The sequence below is a fragment of the Methyloceanibacter methanicus genome, assembly GCF_001723285.1.
Taxonomy (GTDB): Bacteria; Pseudomonadota; Alphaproteobacteria; order Rhizobiales; family Methyloligellaceae; genus Methyloceanibacter; species Methyloceanibacter methanicus.
This window is the reverse complement of sequence record NZ_LPWG01000011.1, coordinates 355,922-371,362: the sequence shown is the minus strand read 5'-3', so window position 1 is coordinate 371,362 and position 15,441 is coordinate 355,922. Positions and strand designations below refer to the sequence as shown.

At 64.7% G+C, this 15,441-nt stretch carries 17 protein-coding genes; 1 reads left to right on the top strand and 16 read right to left on the bottom strand.

Annotated features, from left to right (window positions below):
• Positions 1 to 67 precede the first annotated feature (67 nt).
• Positions 68 to 1,672 (bottom strand): ABC transporter ATP-binding protein/permease, encoded by a 1,605-nt coding sequence (locus tag AUC68_RS09235; RefSeq protein ID WP_204377003.1) that lies wholly within the window; start codon positions 1,670 to 1,672, stop codon positions 68 to 70.
• Between the two features lie 406 nt (positions 1,673 to 2,078).
• On the opposite strand from AUC68_RS09235, the gene AUC68_RS09230 reads away from it, so the two are divergent.
• Complete coding sequence (locus AUC68_RS09230; RefSeq protein WP_069437352.1) at positions 2,079 to 3,647, top strand: mechanosensitive ion channel family protein; 1,569 nt, start codon at positions 2,079 to 2,081, stop codon at positions 3,645 to 3,647.
• A gap of 153 nt (positions 3,648 to 3,800) precedes the next feature.
• On the opposite strand, the gene AUC68_RS09225 is transcribed toward AUC68_RS09230, so the two are convergent.
• The 15 genes from AUC68_RS09225 to AUC68_RS09155 form a co-directional block, all read right to left on the bottom strand.
• Positions 3,801 to 4,238, bottom strand: a complete 438-nt coding sequence (locus AUC68_RS09225) for a CBS domain-containing protein (RefSeq protein ID WP_204377001.1) — start codon at positions 4,236 to 4,238, stop codon at positions 3,801 to 3,803.
• Between the two features lie 11 nt (positions 4,239 to 4,249).
• Positions 4,250 to 4,684, bottom strand: a complete 435-nt coding sequence (locus AUC68_RS09220) for a CBS domain-containing protein (RefSeq protein ID WP_069437350.1) — start codon at positions 4,682 to 4,684, stop codon at positions 4,250 to 4,252.
• A complete protein-coding gene (gene hypB, locus AUC68_RS09215) occupies positions 4,681 to 5,715 on the bottom strand; it encodes a hydrogenase nickel incorporation protein HypB (protein ID WP_069437349.1) in 1,035 nt (344 codons plus the stop codon). The genes AUC68_RS09220 and hypB overlap by 4 nt, the downstream gene beginning before the upstream one ends.
• Complete coding sequence (gene hypA / locus AUC68_RS09210) at positions 5,715 to 6,053, bottom strand: hydrogenase maturation nickel metallochaperone HypA (protein ID WP_069437348.1); 339 nt, start codon at positions 6,051 to 6,053, stop codon at positions 5,715 to 5,717. The genes hypB and hypA overlap by 1 nt, the downstream gene beginning before the upstream one ends.
• Positions 6,054 to 6,062: 9 nt before the next feature.
• Positions 6,063 to 7,127 carry a hydrogenase expression/formation protein HypE gene (gene hypE / locus AUC68_RS09205; protein ID WP_069437347.1) on the bottom strand — a complete coding sequence of 355 codons (1,065 nt, stop codon included), beginning with the start codon at positions 7,125 to 7,127 and terminating at the stop codon, positions 6,063 to 6,065.
• Positions 7,124 to 8,254 (bottom strand): hydrogenase formation protein HypD, encoded by a 1,131-nt coding sequence (gene hypD / locus AUC68_RS09200; RefSeq protein WP_069437346.1) that lies wholly within the window; start codon positions 8,252 to 8,254, stop codon positions 7,124 to 7,126. The genes hypE and hypD overlap by 4 nt, the downstream gene beginning before the upstream one ends.
• On the bottom strand, positions 8,251 to 8,550 hold the full coding sequence (locus tag AUC68_RS09195) for a HypC/HybG/HupF family hydrogenase formation chaperone (RefSeq protein ID WP_069437345.1): 300 nt from the start codon (positions 8,548 to 8,550) through the stop codon (positions 8,251 to 8,253). Before AUC68_RS09195 ends, hypD begins: the two co-directional genes overlap by 4 nt.
• The gene (gene hypF, locus AUC68_RS09190; protein ID WP_069437467.1) at positions 8,520 to 10,973 is read right to left on the bottom strand and encodes a carbamoyltransferase HypF; all 2,454 of its coding nucleotides are present in this window, start codon (positions 10,971 to 10,973) and stop codon (positions 8,520 to 8,522) included. Before hypF ends, AUC68_RS09195 begins: the two co-directional genes overlap by 31 nt.
• A complete protein-coding gene (locus tag AUC68_RS09185; RefSeq protein WP_069437344.1) occupies positions 10,970 to 12,163 on the bottom strand; it encodes an NHL repeat-containing protein in 1,194 nt (397 codons plus the stop codon). The genes hypF and AUC68_RS09185 overlap by 4 nt, the downstream gene beginning before the upstream one ends.
• Before the next feature lie 2 nt (positions 12,164 to 12,165).
• The gene (locus tag AUC68_RS09180) at positions 12,166 to 13,035 is read right to left on the bottom strand and encodes a NifU family protein (RefSeq protein ID WP_069437343.1); all 870 of its coding nucleotides are present in this window, start codon (positions 13,033 to 13,035) and stop codon (positions 12,166 to 12,168) included.
• Between the two features lie 7 nt (positions 13,036 to 13,042).
• A complete protein-coding gene (locus AUC68_RS09175; protein WP_069437342.1) occupies positions 13,043 to 13,267 on the bottom strand; it encodes a hypothetical protein in 225 nt (74 codons plus the stop codon).
• A 12-nt stretch (positions 13,268 to 13,279) separates the two neighbouring features.
• On the bottom strand, positions 13,280 to 13,492 hold the full coding sequence (locus AUC68_RS09170; RefSeq protein ID WP_069437341.1) for a hypothetical protein: 213 nt from the start codon (positions 13,490 to 13,492) through the stop codon (positions 13,280 to 13,282).
• Between the two features lie 26 nt (positions 13,493 to 13,518).
• A complete protein-coding gene (locus AUC68_RS09165; RefSeq protein WP_069437340.1) occupies positions 13,519 to 14,532 on the bottom strand; it encodes a tetratricopeptide repeat protein in 1,014 nt (337 codons plus the stop codon).
• Positions 14,533 to 14,631: 99 nt separating this feature from the next.
• Positions 14,632 to 14,952 (bottom strand): hypothetical protein, encoded by a 321-nt coding sequence (locus tag AUC68_RS09160; protein ID WP_069437339.1) that lies wholly within the window; start codon positions 14,950 to 14,952, stop codon positions 14,632 to 14,634.
• Positions 14,949 to 15,437 carry a hydrogenase maturation protease gene (locus tag AUC68_RS09155; protein WP_069437338.1) on the bottom strand — a complete coding sequence of 163 codons (489 nt, stop codon included), beginning with the start codon at positions 15,435 to 15,437 and terminating at the stop codon, positions 14,949 to 14,951. The genes AUC68_RS09160 and AUC68_RS09155 overlap by 4 nt, the downstream gene beginning before the upstream one ends.
• Between the last annotated feature and the right edge of the window lie 4 nt (positions 15,438 to 15,441).

Below are 15,441 nucleotides of genomic sequence, written 5' to 3'. Positions count from 1 at the left end.
GGACGCGAAGAGAGGTTCGCCTGCCGATCCAGGGCCGACGCCAATGCCGGATCGTGGGTAGAGACAATCAGGATGCGTCCCTGCCGTTGGAGCTGCAAAAGCGCGTCGATGACGAGCTTCGCCGTCTCCGCGTCGAGATCGGCCGTCGCTCGTCGGCGAGAACGACGTCGCTCTCCTCCAGCGCCGCGCGTGCAATCATCAACCGCCGCGCCTCGCCACCCGAAACGCCGCCGCCGCTTTCGCCCAGCCGCGTTTGAAGGCCGTGCGGAAGGCGCTCGACAACGCCGCGTGCGGCGGCGATCTCCAGCCCCGGGCCTGGGTCGCGGCCGCTCCCGTCCGGATCGAGCCAAGCCGCAAGGGTCTCGTCGGGAAAATGCGGTTGTTGCGGGATGAGCGAGACCCGCGCGCGCCAAGCATCCGCTGTCGTGGCATTGAGCTCGTGCCCGCAGACCGCGATGCCGCCCGAGGCGAGCGGAACGAGGCCGGCAATGCTCGAGAGCGCCGCGGTCTTGCCGGCACCGCTGGGCCCGGTCAGTGCGATCGATTCCCCGGCGCCGAGATGCAGGTCGGGCAGGGCGATGGTGCGCCCCGGCAACGCGGCGACCGCGTCCGACAGACCGACGGACGCAGCGCCTTCGAGCGGGGTGGCGCGCGTGCCCGCACCGACAAAGGCGACGCGTTCGGCGCCATCGAGCGCGTCGAGTTCGGCGACGACGGCATAGCCGGCCGCCCTATCGTGCCAGGCGGTGGCGAGGTCGCGCATGGGCTGGAAGAATTCCGGCGCGATCAACAGAAGGAAGAGCCCTTCCCGCAATGTGAGCGGCGTGCCCCAGGTGCCGAAGTTCAGTTCGCCGAGCAGCGAGAAGCCGACAAAGACCGCCACCATGGCAACGCCGATGGCCGAGAACAGCTCCAGCACCGTCGACGACAGGAAGGCCACCCGCAAGACCGCCATGCTCTTCTCGCGCAAGCTTTCCGCGCGGGTTTCGAAGTCGCGTGCGGCCCGCGCCGTCGCGCCCAGGAGGCGGATGTCGAGCATGGCGGAGAGCCGCTCCATCAGCATGTCGTTCATGGACGTGATTTCACGCATCTGCTGGCGCGAGGCGTCCTCCGCAGCCATGCCGACCAGGGCCATGAAGAGCGGGATGAGCGGTCCGGAAATCAGCAGGATGAGGCCGCCGGCCCAGGAGACGTAGAAGGAGAGCGCGGCGAGCACGAGCGGCAGGATCGCGGCGCGCGTCATGGCCACGTGGTAGCGCGTGATCCAGGGCTGCAGCAGGGGCAGTTTCTGAACGGCCAAGGCGGCGATGGCCGCCGAGCCCACGTCGGACGGGTTGCGGCCTTCGCGCCGGATCAGGATTTCCCGCTCGCGGGCAATCGTCCGGTCGGCGGCGCGAAGAGGAGACGTCCGGCTTGGTGGTCCAGTCCCGCCCGGACGAGCCCAAGCACGACAAAGCCGGCGATCGCGGGCAGCGTGTCGGCAAGCGCCCCCGGTGCCCGCGACCCAAGCCGAAACGATCCACGCAATCAGCCCCGCCTGAAGAGGCCAGACGAGCCCGGCCGCGACGGAGAGCCATGAGGCTTTGCGCAACGTCCCGCGGACGGGAGTGATGATCCGGTCCTGCGCCCGCCGCCGCTGCGCGGCCCCGTCATGCTCCGTGCTGTCGTCCATCGCGCCTTTGGTATAGCGCCAACGCGCGCGATTGGCAGGCCAATGATGCCCCCGGCGGGATTCGAACCTGCGTCACTCGGACCAAGTCATCGGGTGGACTGTCCCGGTGATGCTTGTTAGGCCGTATCGGCACTCTTTCGGCATGCGACGAACCGGCCTTTGCGCCCAAGGGGTTTGCCGCGGCTTTGCTTCTTCCGATCCGCGACGACGCGCTTGCGAGATCAGAGATGTCCGATCGGTGCCGGCGCACACGCAGGACATCGAACATAGAGGGAAGTCTAGGTTGGTTAGAAGAGTCTGGCATTGGGTTGCCCTTTTCAGCGCATTGTCCCTTCTCGTAAGCGGAGCTTGGGCGGATACCGCCAAACCACTCCTTGCGATCGACACGTCGAGCCCGCAGGCGACAATGCGGACATTTCTCGACGTCACCCAGGCGCTTGAGTCCGCTGCGATCAGGCTGCGTTCCGAATCCGGTCCAGTGGCGCAGGCCGAGGCGGAATCTTTGATGCGCAAGGCCCTGAGAACGCTCGACCTAAGTCAAGTGCGACCCAGTGCAAGGCGCGAAATAGGGGGCGATGCGGTCGTCTTCCTCGTCGATACCTTGCGCCGCATCGACGTCCCTCCGCTCGATACGATCCCCGATGCCGCCGACTTTCCCGATGTGGACGCACCGGCCAGTTGGACCATCCCCGGCACCGAAATCACCCTTAGCCGCGTGATGGAGGGACCGGCGAAGGGACAATTCCTCTTCAACCCGGACACGGTCGCGAGGGCCGGAGAGTTCTACGACCTGACGAAGCACCTCCCGTTGAAGACGCCCTCCGAAGTGCCCAACTGGCGCGAGGCGCAGCTTCAGTTCCACGGCTGGATGATTCCTCCCGATCTTACACGCGCCTTGCCGCGCACGTTGAAGCAGCCCGTGCTCGACACACCGATCTGGAAGATCATAGCCGCGATCGGCGTCTTCGTGGTTCTGGCGGCAGCTTTGCTGCTGCTCAGACAGATCATTAGGCCAAGGGCAGAGGCACGCGCTCTCGGGAGCTATCTGCGCCGCCTCTTGCTGCCGGTCGCCATGTTGATCGGGATCTTCGGCGCCGAGTTGCTGATCACCGAGCAGATCATGGTCCTCGGCACCTTCGCCGACATGGTCGATGTCTTTGTGGAGATCGCCTTCTACGTGGCCGCTGCGTGGGTCGCGTGGCTCTTCATCTCGATTGTTGTGGAATGGTTGATCACGTCTCCTCAGATTCCGGACCAGAGCCTGGACGCCAATCTTCTCAGGCTTCTTGGCCGTGTCCTTGGGATATTGGCGGTGGCGAGCATCGCGGCCTATGGCGCCCAACAGCTGGGGCTGCCGGTCCTAGGCGTCTTGGCTGGTCTGGGCGTGGGTGGTCTCGCCGTTGCGCTGGCCGCTCAGAACAGCTTGGAGAATCTGATCGGCGGCCTCAATCTCTACGCGGACCGCCCTATTCGCGTGGGCGACTTCTGTGACTATGCGGGTATCAAGGGTACGGTCGAGTACATTGGGCTCAGGTCGACGCGGATCCGCGGACGCGATCGCACGGTAACGTCGGTCCCCAATTCAATGCTCGCCAAGACGCAGGTGACGAACTATGCGTTGCGCGATCAAATGCTGTTCTTGCACGACTTGGACCTGCGGTACGAGACAACGACTGAACAACTGCGCACTGTGTGCAACAGCATACGGGAGTTCCTGTCCTCTCATCCGAATGTAAGTCAGAGCCTTGCGCCTCCGCGGGTGCATGTGGTCGGCTTCGGCGATTGGTCAGTCAAGGTCGAGGTCTTTGCCTATCTCGACGTGGCGCCTGGGAAGTTTCTTGCCATTCAGGAGGAACTGCTCCTCGCGATTGCCGAGATCGTCAGCGAGGCCGGGACTGCGTTCGCCTTCCCATCGCAAACCACCTATCTCGCCCGAGATACGGCCAGCAAGGCTTTGGCGGGCGCGCGCAGCTGACGAGCACGAGCCGACGGTTCGGTCCGAGCACACCTCCGCCTTCCAAAGCCCATGGCGTGCCGGATCCGCCGAATGACGCGAACGCGAAACCATCGGCGAGATGCAAGTCCGCGTCCCGGGGCAAGCCGGGGCCCGGCGTGGCGATTGGGATTGTCAGGCGCTCCGCGCGAGTGTCAGCCTGCTGGTCGTGGTGAGATGGGCCTCGACGAGATGCGCCTTGACGACGTCGCCAATCGTCACGATGCCGACCAGTTCTCCTTCGTCCTGCACGGGCAGGTGCCGAATCCGGCGATGAGTCATCATGTCCATCACCTCCTCGATACTGTCCTGCGGCGAGCACACCTCAACGCGCTTTGTCATGAGCTGCGAGACTTTCATATTGGGCAGACGATCGCCATGCTCGGCGAGCCCGAGCGCGATATCTCGTTCCGAGATGATCCCGTCCAGCGCTTTTCCGTCCGTCGTGACGATCATGGCGCCGATCCGTTCGTCTTTCAGGTGCTTCGCGAACTCGCGGATCGTCTCTGTCGGCTTCACCGATTTATAGATGCGCCCCTTGACCTTGAGAATATTCGCAACAGTCATAACCATGCTGATGTCTCCTAACGTTGTACACGGACGTAATCGAGCAACACATCGGCTTCCAGCTTCATCTCGCTGAGACGAAGCTTGAGAACGTCGCCGATACTGATGAGGCCCACGAGATCGTCGCCGTCCTTGACCGGCAAATGGCGGATTCGTTTCTGGGTCATGACGCCCATCACATCGTTGATGGGATCGTCGGGAGAACAGAACACGACAACCTTTGTCATCAAGCTTGCCACCGGCACCGTTGGCAGACGGCTCGCATGGGCCGCCAAGCCGTAGGCAAGGTCGCGCTCCGAGATGATGCCGTCTACGGCGTGCCCGTCGGCGCTGACAATGGCCGCGCCAATCCGTTCGGCTCGAAGCCGTTCCGAGAGGTCCAATGCCGTCTCGTCGGGCCGCACCATCGTGACACTGGACCCTTTGTTCTTGAGAATGTCGGCAACGATCATGAGCGTCCTCCCTCGGCTATGGCGTCCCCGGAGCCGGGATCATTGCGCGCTCCCGCCCGCGATCCGGCAGCGAGGCGCCGTGTCTTGAGCCAGGCGTACCAATCGCCCAGCCCTTCACCCGTGCGCGCCGATACGGTCAGCGCGTTGACGCGCGGATTGACGTCGAGCGCATGACGCACGGCCGCCGCCACGTCGAAATCGACATGCGGCAGGAGATCGATCTTGTTGATCAGCACGAGATCTGCGGCGCGAAACATATGCGGGTATTTGAGAGGCTTGTCGTCGCCCTCCGTGACAGACAGGATCGCAACCTTCGCGTGCTCGCCGAGATCGAACATGGCGGGGCAGACGAGATTGCCGACATTCTCGATCATCACCACGGAGTCCGGTGTCGGACTGAGTTGATCGAGGCCGCGCGCCACCATGTCGGCTTCGAGATGACAGCCGGTTCCCGTATTCACCTGCACGGCAGGCGCGCCGGCGGCGCGGATTCGCAAGCCGTCATTCGCCGTGGCTTGGTCGCCTTCGAGGACAAACAACGGCAGCGCGTCCTTCATGTCCTTGATCGTGCGTTCGAGCAGTGTCGTCTTGCCCGCGCCAGGGGAGCTCACAAGGTTGAGAGCCAAGATTCGATGGTCCGCAAACCAGGCCCGGTTCTTTGCCGCGGCGGCATCGTTCTTGGCGAGAATGCGCGCTTCGAGGGCGACGACCGTATCGTTCTCTCCTCGCGCGTCGCCATGGTGGTGATGTTCGTGCCCGTGGTCATGCTCATGCTCATGGGGATGGTCATGGGGATGGCTGTGGCGCGTGCCGTCGGCATGAACGTGCTCGTGCGCGTGATGGTGCTCGTGACCGTGCGCATGGTCGTCGTGATCATGGTCATGACCGTGCGCATGATCGTGCTCGTGAGGGTGCGCGTGCCGGGTCCCATCCTCGTGGACGTGCTCATGCTCATGGCTATGAGCGGCGCCCGACTTCAGATCGATGACCGTGACCTTCGCGTCGCTTCCACATCCGCAATGCCCACACATTAGGCTGCCTCCTCCAACTCCATGGTCTTGATGTTCAGTTCCTCGCCCTGAAGCCGCTCCAAGTGGCGCGAGCCGCAGGCGCAAGGGGTGTAAAGCGCGGTCATGTCAAATTCGGCGCCGCAGTCGCTACAGCGGGCGCGGCCGCGAATGGATCGAATGTCGAGCTCTGCGCCTTCAAGCACGGTGCCTTGCGCGACGACGTCGAAGCAGAACGCGACGGCGTCGGCCATCACCCCGGACAGTTCGCCAATCTCCAGCGTCACGCGGCGCACCTTGCGTCCATTCGCCGCCTCGCTGACGATGGCCACAATATTCTGTGTGATGCCGAGTTCGTGCATGAGACGCCTCTAACAGATCCTGGGAAGCTGCTCGCCGACGAGCATGTCGACGATGCGCCGCCCACCGAAGACGGTGCGCATGGTGACGCGCCCCGGCTCGCCGTCTTTCACCGTGCCGATGATGCGGGTGCCTGCGCCCAAGGGATGCGCCTGCATGGCCGATAGCGCGGCGTCGGCTTCCTCCGGCGGTACCACCGCGGCGACCTTGCCTTCATTGGCGAGATAGAGCGGGTCGAGCCCCAGAATCTCGCAGAAGCCCTTCACTTCCTCGCGGATCGGAGTCGTCGTCTCGTCGATCTCGATTTCCGTGTCTGAAGCGTCCGCGATCTCGTTCAAGACCGTGGCGAGCCCGCCCCGGGTGGCATCGCGCAACGCACGCGTCCCGGGCGCCGCGGCGAGCAGCGCTTCGATGAGCCCATGCAATGCCGCGCAATCGCTTTCGATGGGGGACTCCAGCGCCATGTCGCCGCGCGCGCCGAGGATCGCCGCGCCATGGTCGCCGAGCAGGCCGTTCACCAGGACCATGTCGCCGGGCCGGCGAGATGGCGCCGAGTTCCAAACCTTTCCGGATACGCCGACGCCGGTCGTGGTGAGGAAGAGCTTGTCGCAGGCCCCCTTGTGGACGACCTTCGTATCGCCGGTGACGATGCCGACGCCCGCATCCCGGGCGGCTTCCGCCATGGAGCCGGCGATCTGCCGTAACAGATCGAGGCTGACGCCCTCCTCGATGATCGCCGCGCAGGAGAGGTAGAGCGGCCGGGCGCCGCCAACGGCCAGATCGTTCACGGTGCCGCAAACCGCGAGCTTGCCGATGTCTCCGCCGGGGAAGACCACCGGATCGACTACGAAAGAATCCGTGGTGAAGGCAAGCCGGTCGCCTTGCGCGGCCACGGCCGCCAGGTCGATCCGCGCCTGATCCTCGAGCGGGGCAAGCGTGCCATTGTCGAAGGCCGAGACGAACACGTCGTCGATGAGATCCTTCATGGCTTTGCCGCCGCCGCCATGGGCAAGCGTGACGGTCGGCACGTTGACCTTGCCGAGGCGGCGCGGTTTGGGAAACGGCATGACGTTCATGCGGCACCTGCTTGGGCTTTGATGCCGCCATACTGATAGTAGGCCGCGCATGAGCCCTCGGACGACACCATCAGTGCGCCGAGGGGAGTCTCGGGCGTGCACGCGGTTCCGAACAGCGCGCACTGCCAGGGTTTGATCACGCCCTTGAGGACCGCCCCGCATTGGCAGGCGGCCGGGTCGGCGACCTGAAGATTGGGCAGGGCGAATTTCAGCTCGGCATCGTAACGGGCATAGGCCGCGCGAAGCTTCACGCCGGAATGGTCGATGGAGCCGAGACCCCGCCACTCGAAGAAGTCGCGCAGTTCGTAGACCTTCTCGACGGCGTCCTGCGCGGCGCTATTGCCGGCGTCGGGGACGACACGGGCATATTGGTTCTCGATTTCGGCGCGGCCGTCCTTGATCTGCTTCAGCACCATCCAGATGGACTGGAGCACGTCGAGCGGCTCGAAACCCGAGACCACCATCGGCTTCTTGTAGAAGCTCGCGATGAATTCGTACGGCGCCGTTCCGATAACCATCGAGACATGACCCGGGCCGATGAAAGCATCGATATTGAGATCGGGACTTTCGAGAATGGCCTTGAGCGTCGGCACGATGGTGATGTGGTTACAGAACACCGAGAAATTGGCGATGCCCTCGCGTTCGGCCTGGAGGACGGTGAGCGCCGTCGACGGCATGGTCGTTTCGAACCCGAGTCCAAAGAACACGACCTCGCGCTCCGGGTTCTTGCGCGCGATCTCGAGCGCATCCATGGGCGAATAGACCATGCGAATATCCGCGCCGTCGGCCTTCGCCTGCATCAGGCTCTTCTTGGAGCCGGGCACGCGCATGGCATCGCCGAAGGTCGTGAAGATCACGCCCGGCCGTTCGGCAATGGCGACGCAATCGTCGACGCGGCCCATGGGAAGCACACAGACCGGACATCCGGGCCCATGCACCAGCTCGATCTCCTTCGGCAGCATGCCCTCGATCCCATAGCGGAAGATCGAATGGGTATGACCGCCACAGACTTCCATGATGTGGATCGGCCGCTCCTTGGCCATGGGGATTTCGGCGACCAAGGCCTCGATCTCCTTGATGAGGGCGGCAGCCTTTTCGCGATCGCGGAATTCGTCGATGTACTTCATGACGCGGCCCTCCCGACTTCGGTGGCGGAGAGCCGCATGGCCTCGATCTCCGCTTGCGCCTCGCCAAGCTCGGTCAGGATCTTCAGGGTCTCCGCGGCTTCCTTCTCGTCGATGCGGCTCATGGCGAACCCGACATGGACGAGCACCCAATCCCCGACGCAACTCTCGGCCGGGCGATCGTCGCTCACGATGCAAGCGATGTTGACCTGGCGCTTCACGCCGCCGACATCGACGGTCGCGAGCCGCTTGGCGCCATCGTCGATCTTTACGATGCGGCCTGGAATTCCGAGGCACATGATGTGTTTCCTTCCCTTGTCCTCATCTCTTTTTGTATGAGCTGCGCGGCGCCGATGACGGCTTGGCCGAGCGCGAGTCCGCCATCGTTGGCCGGAACTTGCGCATGGGGGAGCACCGTGAAGTCTTCCGCTTCCAATCGGTGCACGACCTGCTCAAACAAAACACGGTTCTGGAAGCAGCCTCCCGACAGGGCGACATGCGTGAAGCGCGCGCCCTCGGCGCTGTCGCGCCGGGAGAGCTTCCGCGCCATGACGGCGATCGCCTTGGCGAGGCCCTTGTGGAAGCGCGCGGCCATCACGGGGGCTGGCGTTTCGAGAATGAGGTCGCCGAGAATCGCGTTCCACATGGCGAGCGGCTCGATATAGGGAAGACCGGAGCCCCGCAGGTTCGGGCCGTTGAGCGGATAGGCCAGCGCCTCGTCCTCGCCGCGCAGCACGTCCTCGTCGACGGCGGCTTCCAGCGCCGCCGCGGCCTGCCCTTCATAGGCCTGGACATCCTTGGCAAGTCCGAGCGCGGCGGCGACCGCATCGAACAGCCGTCCGCATGACGAGGCGAGCGGCGCGTTGACGCCGTTGTTGATCATGGCGTCGAGCGTTGGTCCGCGCCGCGCCTCGAGCGCGGCATAAAGCGCAAGCTCGGAAAAGTTCAGAGAAAACTGCGCCCAGCCCATCTCCGCCATGAGATGGGCGTAGAGGTTGCGCCACGGTTCGCGGACTGCGGCTGCGCCGCCCGGCATGGCGACAGGCTTGAACGTTGCGAGCCGTTCGTAGCCTTGGTAGTCGGCAAGCAGGAACTCTCCGCCCCAGATCGTGCCGTCGTCTCCGAGCCCCAGTCCGTCGAGCACGATGCCGAGAACCGGCGCGCCGTCGAGCGGATACCCGTTCTCGGCAAGACACGCCCCGACATGGGCATGGTGATGCTGCACCTCGATAGTCGCGAGCCCGTCCTTTCCGGCGCGGGCGCGGGCGAGTTTGGTCGAAAGATATTCCGGATGCTTGTCGGCGACGAGCACCTCGGGCGCGTGATCGAACAGGGTCGCGTAGAGCGCGAGGTTCTTGCAATAGTCGTCATAGGTCGCCGCGTCTTCGAGATCGCCCTGGTGCTGGGATAGAATGGCCTCGCCGTCCTTCACCAGGCAGAACGTCGCCTTCAGTTCGCCGCCGTGCGCCAAGATCTGTGGCGCCGCCTCGAAACCAGGCGGCAATTGAATAGGCGCCGGCGCGTAGCCGCGTGCCCGGCGAACGAGACGCGCCTTACCCGCCATGATGCGCACGACGGAGTCGTCGATGCGGTTGGCGATGTCCCGGTCATGCACCAGCGCATACGGTGCGATGGCCGAAAGCCGCGCGCTCGCCTCCGCCTCGGTGGTAACTTGCGGTTCATCGGACAGGTTGCCGCTCGTCATCACCACCGGCCGGTCCATGCGGCGCAAGATCAGCAGGTGCAGCGGCGTCGTCGGCAGCATGAAGCCAAGCGTCGTCATGCCCGGAGCCACGACGTCTGGCAAGCGCGCGGTCCCGCTCGCAGGGAGAATGACGATGGGGGCCTCGGGGCTGTGCAGCACCTGTCGCGCAATGTCGTCGAGCGCGCAATAGCGTCCGACGATCTCGATGTCGCGGGCCATCAAGGCGAAGGGCTTGGCATCGCGCTTCTTCAAGATCCGTAAGCGCGTCACCGCGTCCTCATTGGTGGCGTCGCAGGCGATCTGATAGCCTCCGAGCCCCTTGATCGCGACGATCTCGCCCTTCTGCAAAAGGCTGCAAACCGCATCGACATCGTCGAGCATGGAATGCTGATCGAAGCTCACCGCGCGCCCGTCGAAACGCACCAGCCGTGCCGTCGGACCGCAGGTGTGACACGCGATCGGTTCGGCGTGGAAGCGGCGGTCGGCGGGATCTGTGTATTCCGCATCGCATGCCGGACACATGGGGAAGGGCGCCATCGTTGTCTGCGCGCGGTCGTAGGGGATGCCCGTGACGATCGAGAAGCGCGGGCCGCAATGGGTGCAATTGGTGAAGGGATAGCGGTAGCGGCGCGCGAACGGGTCCACGACTTCGGCGGCGCATGCCTCGCAGATCGCGGCGTCAGGCGTGACTTGGGTGTGTGCCGTGCCACCGACGCTCTCGGCGATCCGGAACTCGCGCGGAAGATCGCCGCCGAAGGGCCGCGTCTCGAAATGGTCGATCCGTCCGAGCGGCGGCCGTTCGGCCTCCATCCGTTCGAGAAGGCGCGCGATCGCGGCGCCGCTGCCGCCGAGGCGGACAAGAACGCCGTCGGCATCGTTCAGCACCTCGCCGTTGAGACCGAGCTCACGGGCGATGCGCCAGACCGTGGGACGGAATCCCACACCTTGCACCCGTCCGCGGACCCTGATCTCGACCGCGCCCGACTGCTCCGCCGGTATGGGCTGGTGCAGGTTCATGGCGCGCCCTTCCACAACAGAACGCGGTTGTTGCCGGAATCGGCGATCGTCAGCGTGTCCGACATGGCCGAAACGTTGTAGGGCCAGCACAGGCTGTCGCGGGTCACGACACCCCAGCGATTGTCCCCCTTGTCGGCGAAGCCGTGCTGGCCGGAAAGACGGGTTGCGGCCGACCCCATGGCGAGATCCCCGATCTCGAAGCCGAGCAGGCGGGAATTGGCCGTGTCGGCCACGACAAGCCGGTTGCCGAGCGTCGCGACGCCATAGGGCATGTTGACCGTCGCCGCAGTCGGAAAATAATGCGCGCGGTTGTGATCGAGGCCCGCAAAGCCCGACTGCCCCAGAACGTAGTCGCAACGCTGCCCGTTGGATGACGGCATCGCGTTCCACGCCATCACGCGGTTGTCGCCGGCATCGGCCACGAACAGCGCGCCGCCCGCCATCGCCATCCCGTGCGGCCAACGCATGCCAAGCGCGCCCGGCGCGTCGCCCGCGTTCTCGTCGCGCGTGGTGAAGTCCCGCTGGCCGAGCACCAGGTCCGCCGGCGTGCCGTTCTCAGTCGGGATGCCGTCCCAGACGAGCACGCGCCGGTTGCCGGTGTCGGCGACCAAGAGACGGCCGTCGGCGATGGCGACGCCATAGCACCAGAACAGCGTGTCGGCCGCAGGCGCATCGCTGCCGCGATTAGCACTCGTGCCGGTGAAGTCCGCCTGGCCGAGCACCACATCGGCCGGCTGGTTGGACACCGTGGGGTAGCGGTGCCAGATCAGCACGCGGTGGTTCCAGGCATCGGCGACCGCGAGCACGCCGCCGGCCGCGGCGATCCCGGTGGGCACGTTGAGCGTCGCGGGGCCCGGGGCGCCCTTGCCGTTGCGCCCTTCGCAAGCGAAGTCCTTCTGGCCGATGACGAGATCGGCCGGTGTGGTGTCGCCGTCCGGGACCTCGTTCCACACGACAATGCGGTGATGGCCGGTGTCGCAGACAAAGAGCGGCCCTGCAGGGCCTGCAAGGCAGGCGCCGCGCGGCCCGAACAATGTCGTGGGGCTCGGCCGAATTGGCGTGGCGAGACCAGCCGGACCCATATCCCCGCCCAGCACCACATGGGGGCCGTCGCCGGCAAGGAGCCGCCGCGCGACGCCGTCGTCCGCGGGACGCGTCTTCGTGTGTGCTGGTGCGAGGGTGACACGCATGACTAAACGCTGAGCCTCACTTCGACTTTGTCCCCGCTCACACGCACGGCGTGGGATTGAAGTGCGACCTCGGGCGCGGTCAGACACTCGCCGCTCGCGAGGTCGTACTGGAATCCGTGATGAGGACAGGTGACGATGCCGTCCGCGATCTCGCCGTCATGGATGGGGAAGCCGAGATGTGCGCACGCGTTCTGGAAGCATGTGACGGCCGCGCCCCGCCGTGCCAGAAGCACCTTCTCACCGCCGACGGTCAGCGATCGCACACCGCCATCGGGAATTTCACCAAGCTTGCCGGCCTCGTGCCAATCGCTTGCGGATTGGTTGGCGAAGGGGCTGACGAAATGGGCGCTGTCTCGATTGACGAGACCCGAGCCTTTCGCTTGCAGGACCTCGGTGATCTCGGGACAGGCATCCTCGACCGCCTTCTTCACGCCGGCATGAAACGTCAGCTGCGAAGCGGGGCAGCCATCGCAAGCCCCGAGGAAACGCACCTCGATGGCCGGCGGCGCCACCTTGACCAACTCCACGTCGCCGCCATGGGACGCGAGCATGGGCCGTATCCCGGCGAGCGCCACCTCGATCCGCTCGACGAGGCTGGCTTTGAGAATGCCGTGGCGCCGAAGCACCGCATAGACAATCTCGTCGCCAATGGCGCGCTTCATGGCGGCGAGCGCCGCAGGATCGTCCTTCAGCGCCCGAACGAGACGGGTCAACGCCTCGCCATGCAACGCCTCGATGGCCGTGCGATACGCAATAACCGCGTTTCTCGGTGTCTCATCCCACGCCGCGAAAATCGACTCGAGCCGCTCGACATCGCTCAAGAGCTCGGCGAGATCGTTGCGCTTTGTCGGAGTCGGATCGACGACGTTCATACTACCCTCAGCGGTATTTGAGATCCCTGAACAGGTAGGGCTGGATCGCCCCGCCGATGAGACCGGCAACAACGGCGGCAGCCCACACAGGGGCGCCGACGAGGCCGAGCACGATCAGAACGGCCGCGGTCACCGCGGCGCCGATGGCAATCTGCCGATAAGCCTTGCCCGGCTCGGCGAACAACTTGCCTTGAAAGAAAAGAGCGATGGAACTCAAAGCCATGGACCACATGGAGCGCCTCCCTTAGCTCAGAAGCGCAAGCACGATGAGCCCGACGACAAGGCCAGGCACACCCGCGAGCGGTCCATAGAAACCGCCCATCATGGCGGCAAGCTCGTTACCGAGGGCCTTGCCCCCGACCACGACGCCGCCGATCGCGCCGCCGACAAGAGACGCGGCAAATCCCGCAATGAGAGCGATGACCGCTCCCCCAATGGACAAATCTGCAAGTTCCAATTTTGCTCTCCCTTCTTTCGTATTTGTCAGTTCACGACTTCGCTGTTCGCGCCCTTGCCGTTCGACGCCGGCAGCGCCAGGATTTCGCGCTCGATTTGGGTCGAGGCTTCGCCGACGATGCGGGCCTTCTCGGCCTCGCCGTGACGCATGAAGATCTCGCGTGCGTCGGCATAGAGGCCCCGCGCTTGGACGAGATTGGCGCGATTGCCCTGTTCGGGCGCGGCCGGGTCGTCAGGCAGGTTCCACAAACAGTTCGCCTTGTTGGCGATGGTGTTGGCGTATTCGAGCGGCGTCGTTTCGGGGGTGCGAACCTTCAGCGCTTCGTCATAGGCTTCGAGAGCGCGGAGATTGTTTTCGACGACGTGGCTGGACGATGCATATTGGAGCGCGTTGCCGAGATTGTTCTGCAGCATCGCGTATTCGGAAGGATGGTCGATGAGGCCTACGACCTTGAGGCCTTCCTCGAAGGCTTGTACGGCAAGTGCCTCGCGCATCTTGGACCGTTCGTCCGTGAACGGCATCGACAGGAACGCCGTGGCGAGATTGTTCTGCAGGATGGCGAACTCTTCGGGATGCTTCGTCCCGCTGAATGTCCGTAGTGCCCGCTGATAGGCGGAAATGGCATCGGTGATCCGCGCGCGGTTCGCGCCGGCCAGAGCCTGGACGACGACGCCGAAATTCATCTCCGCCTCGGCCGTCTCTTCGGGCGTGCCGAGCTTGCCCAGGATCGGGATGGCCGTCTCCAAATCGGCGCGCGCGCGCTCCAGGCACTCGGTGCCGTCCTCGGGGACGGCTTGAAGCGCCGTCCCTCTGCGCGCGGTAATGCGGGCCCGGAGCAGCGGTTCGTCTTCGGGGCAGACTGCGAGCGCCTTGTCGTAGAGCTCGACCGCGGCATGAAGTTGTTCGGGTGTCTTTGGACGCTGCTGGAGACCGAGGGCGATCTCGACGAGCATCTGCGCGCGCTCAATCGAGCTCGCACTCTCGTCGTCGGCGACCGCCAACGCTGCACGCACCTCTTCGGCGACTCGATGAGTCAACACTCCGGGTACCTCCCAGCTCGCACCTTGAGGCGCGTTTTTTTGATTTAGGTCATGCTATCGAGTTTGGCGAAGACTGTCTATATCCTTCGCATGCTCAAACTAAGTTTGCAATTTAAAGGCGCCTGGCGCGCACAAGGCCCCCTTTTCGGGGCTCCAGGTCACGGAAAGGTGGCGTTCGCAATCGTCCTCGATCCCCTGCTCGCGGAAGAAGTCGGGTGCGCTCACCACGCGATCGCCGGCGGCACTTCGCAGCTTGAGGAGGTAACCGCCGGAGGCGGCATGGCGGACGGGAAGGATCAGAAGGTCGTCGTCGCGTCTCAGAAGGATCACGCCATCGAGCTTGGGGAAGTAACGGTCGTAGACGTCACACCCGAGATAAAGACTGCCGCGCTTCACGGTGACGCTCAGGCTTTCCGTCATCCTCTGTCCGTCTTCCCGTTCAAGCGCTCTGCCACCAACGCCTCGATGCGGGCGGCGACCTTCGCCACGGCCCCGGCGACCGGTGGCGAGAGTTCGAGCCCGAAATCGACGTTGGCCGCTTCGATGAGCAAGACGACCACGTCGTCCGGAAAGTCCTCGCCATAGATGGACCGCCCCGCATGCAACGCGTGATCCCAGCGGAAATCATGCAGATTGAGCGAGGGCTGGTAGGGCTGGACCAGTTCCTCACCGGGCACCTCGAAGACGGCGCCGGATTCCGATCCCGAACGGCAAGCGTCCACGAGGATCAGGGACCGGCACCCGCGGGCCGCGAACATGACACCCATGCCGTCTGTGCCCGCGTCCAGCAAGCGCACCTCGGGCTCCTTGCTCGCGAGCACGCCCTCCTTGAGGACGCGCATCACCTCGGGCCCCGCGCCGTCGTCTCGGCGATTTGCGTTTCCACAGGCGATGACGGCAATCATGGGG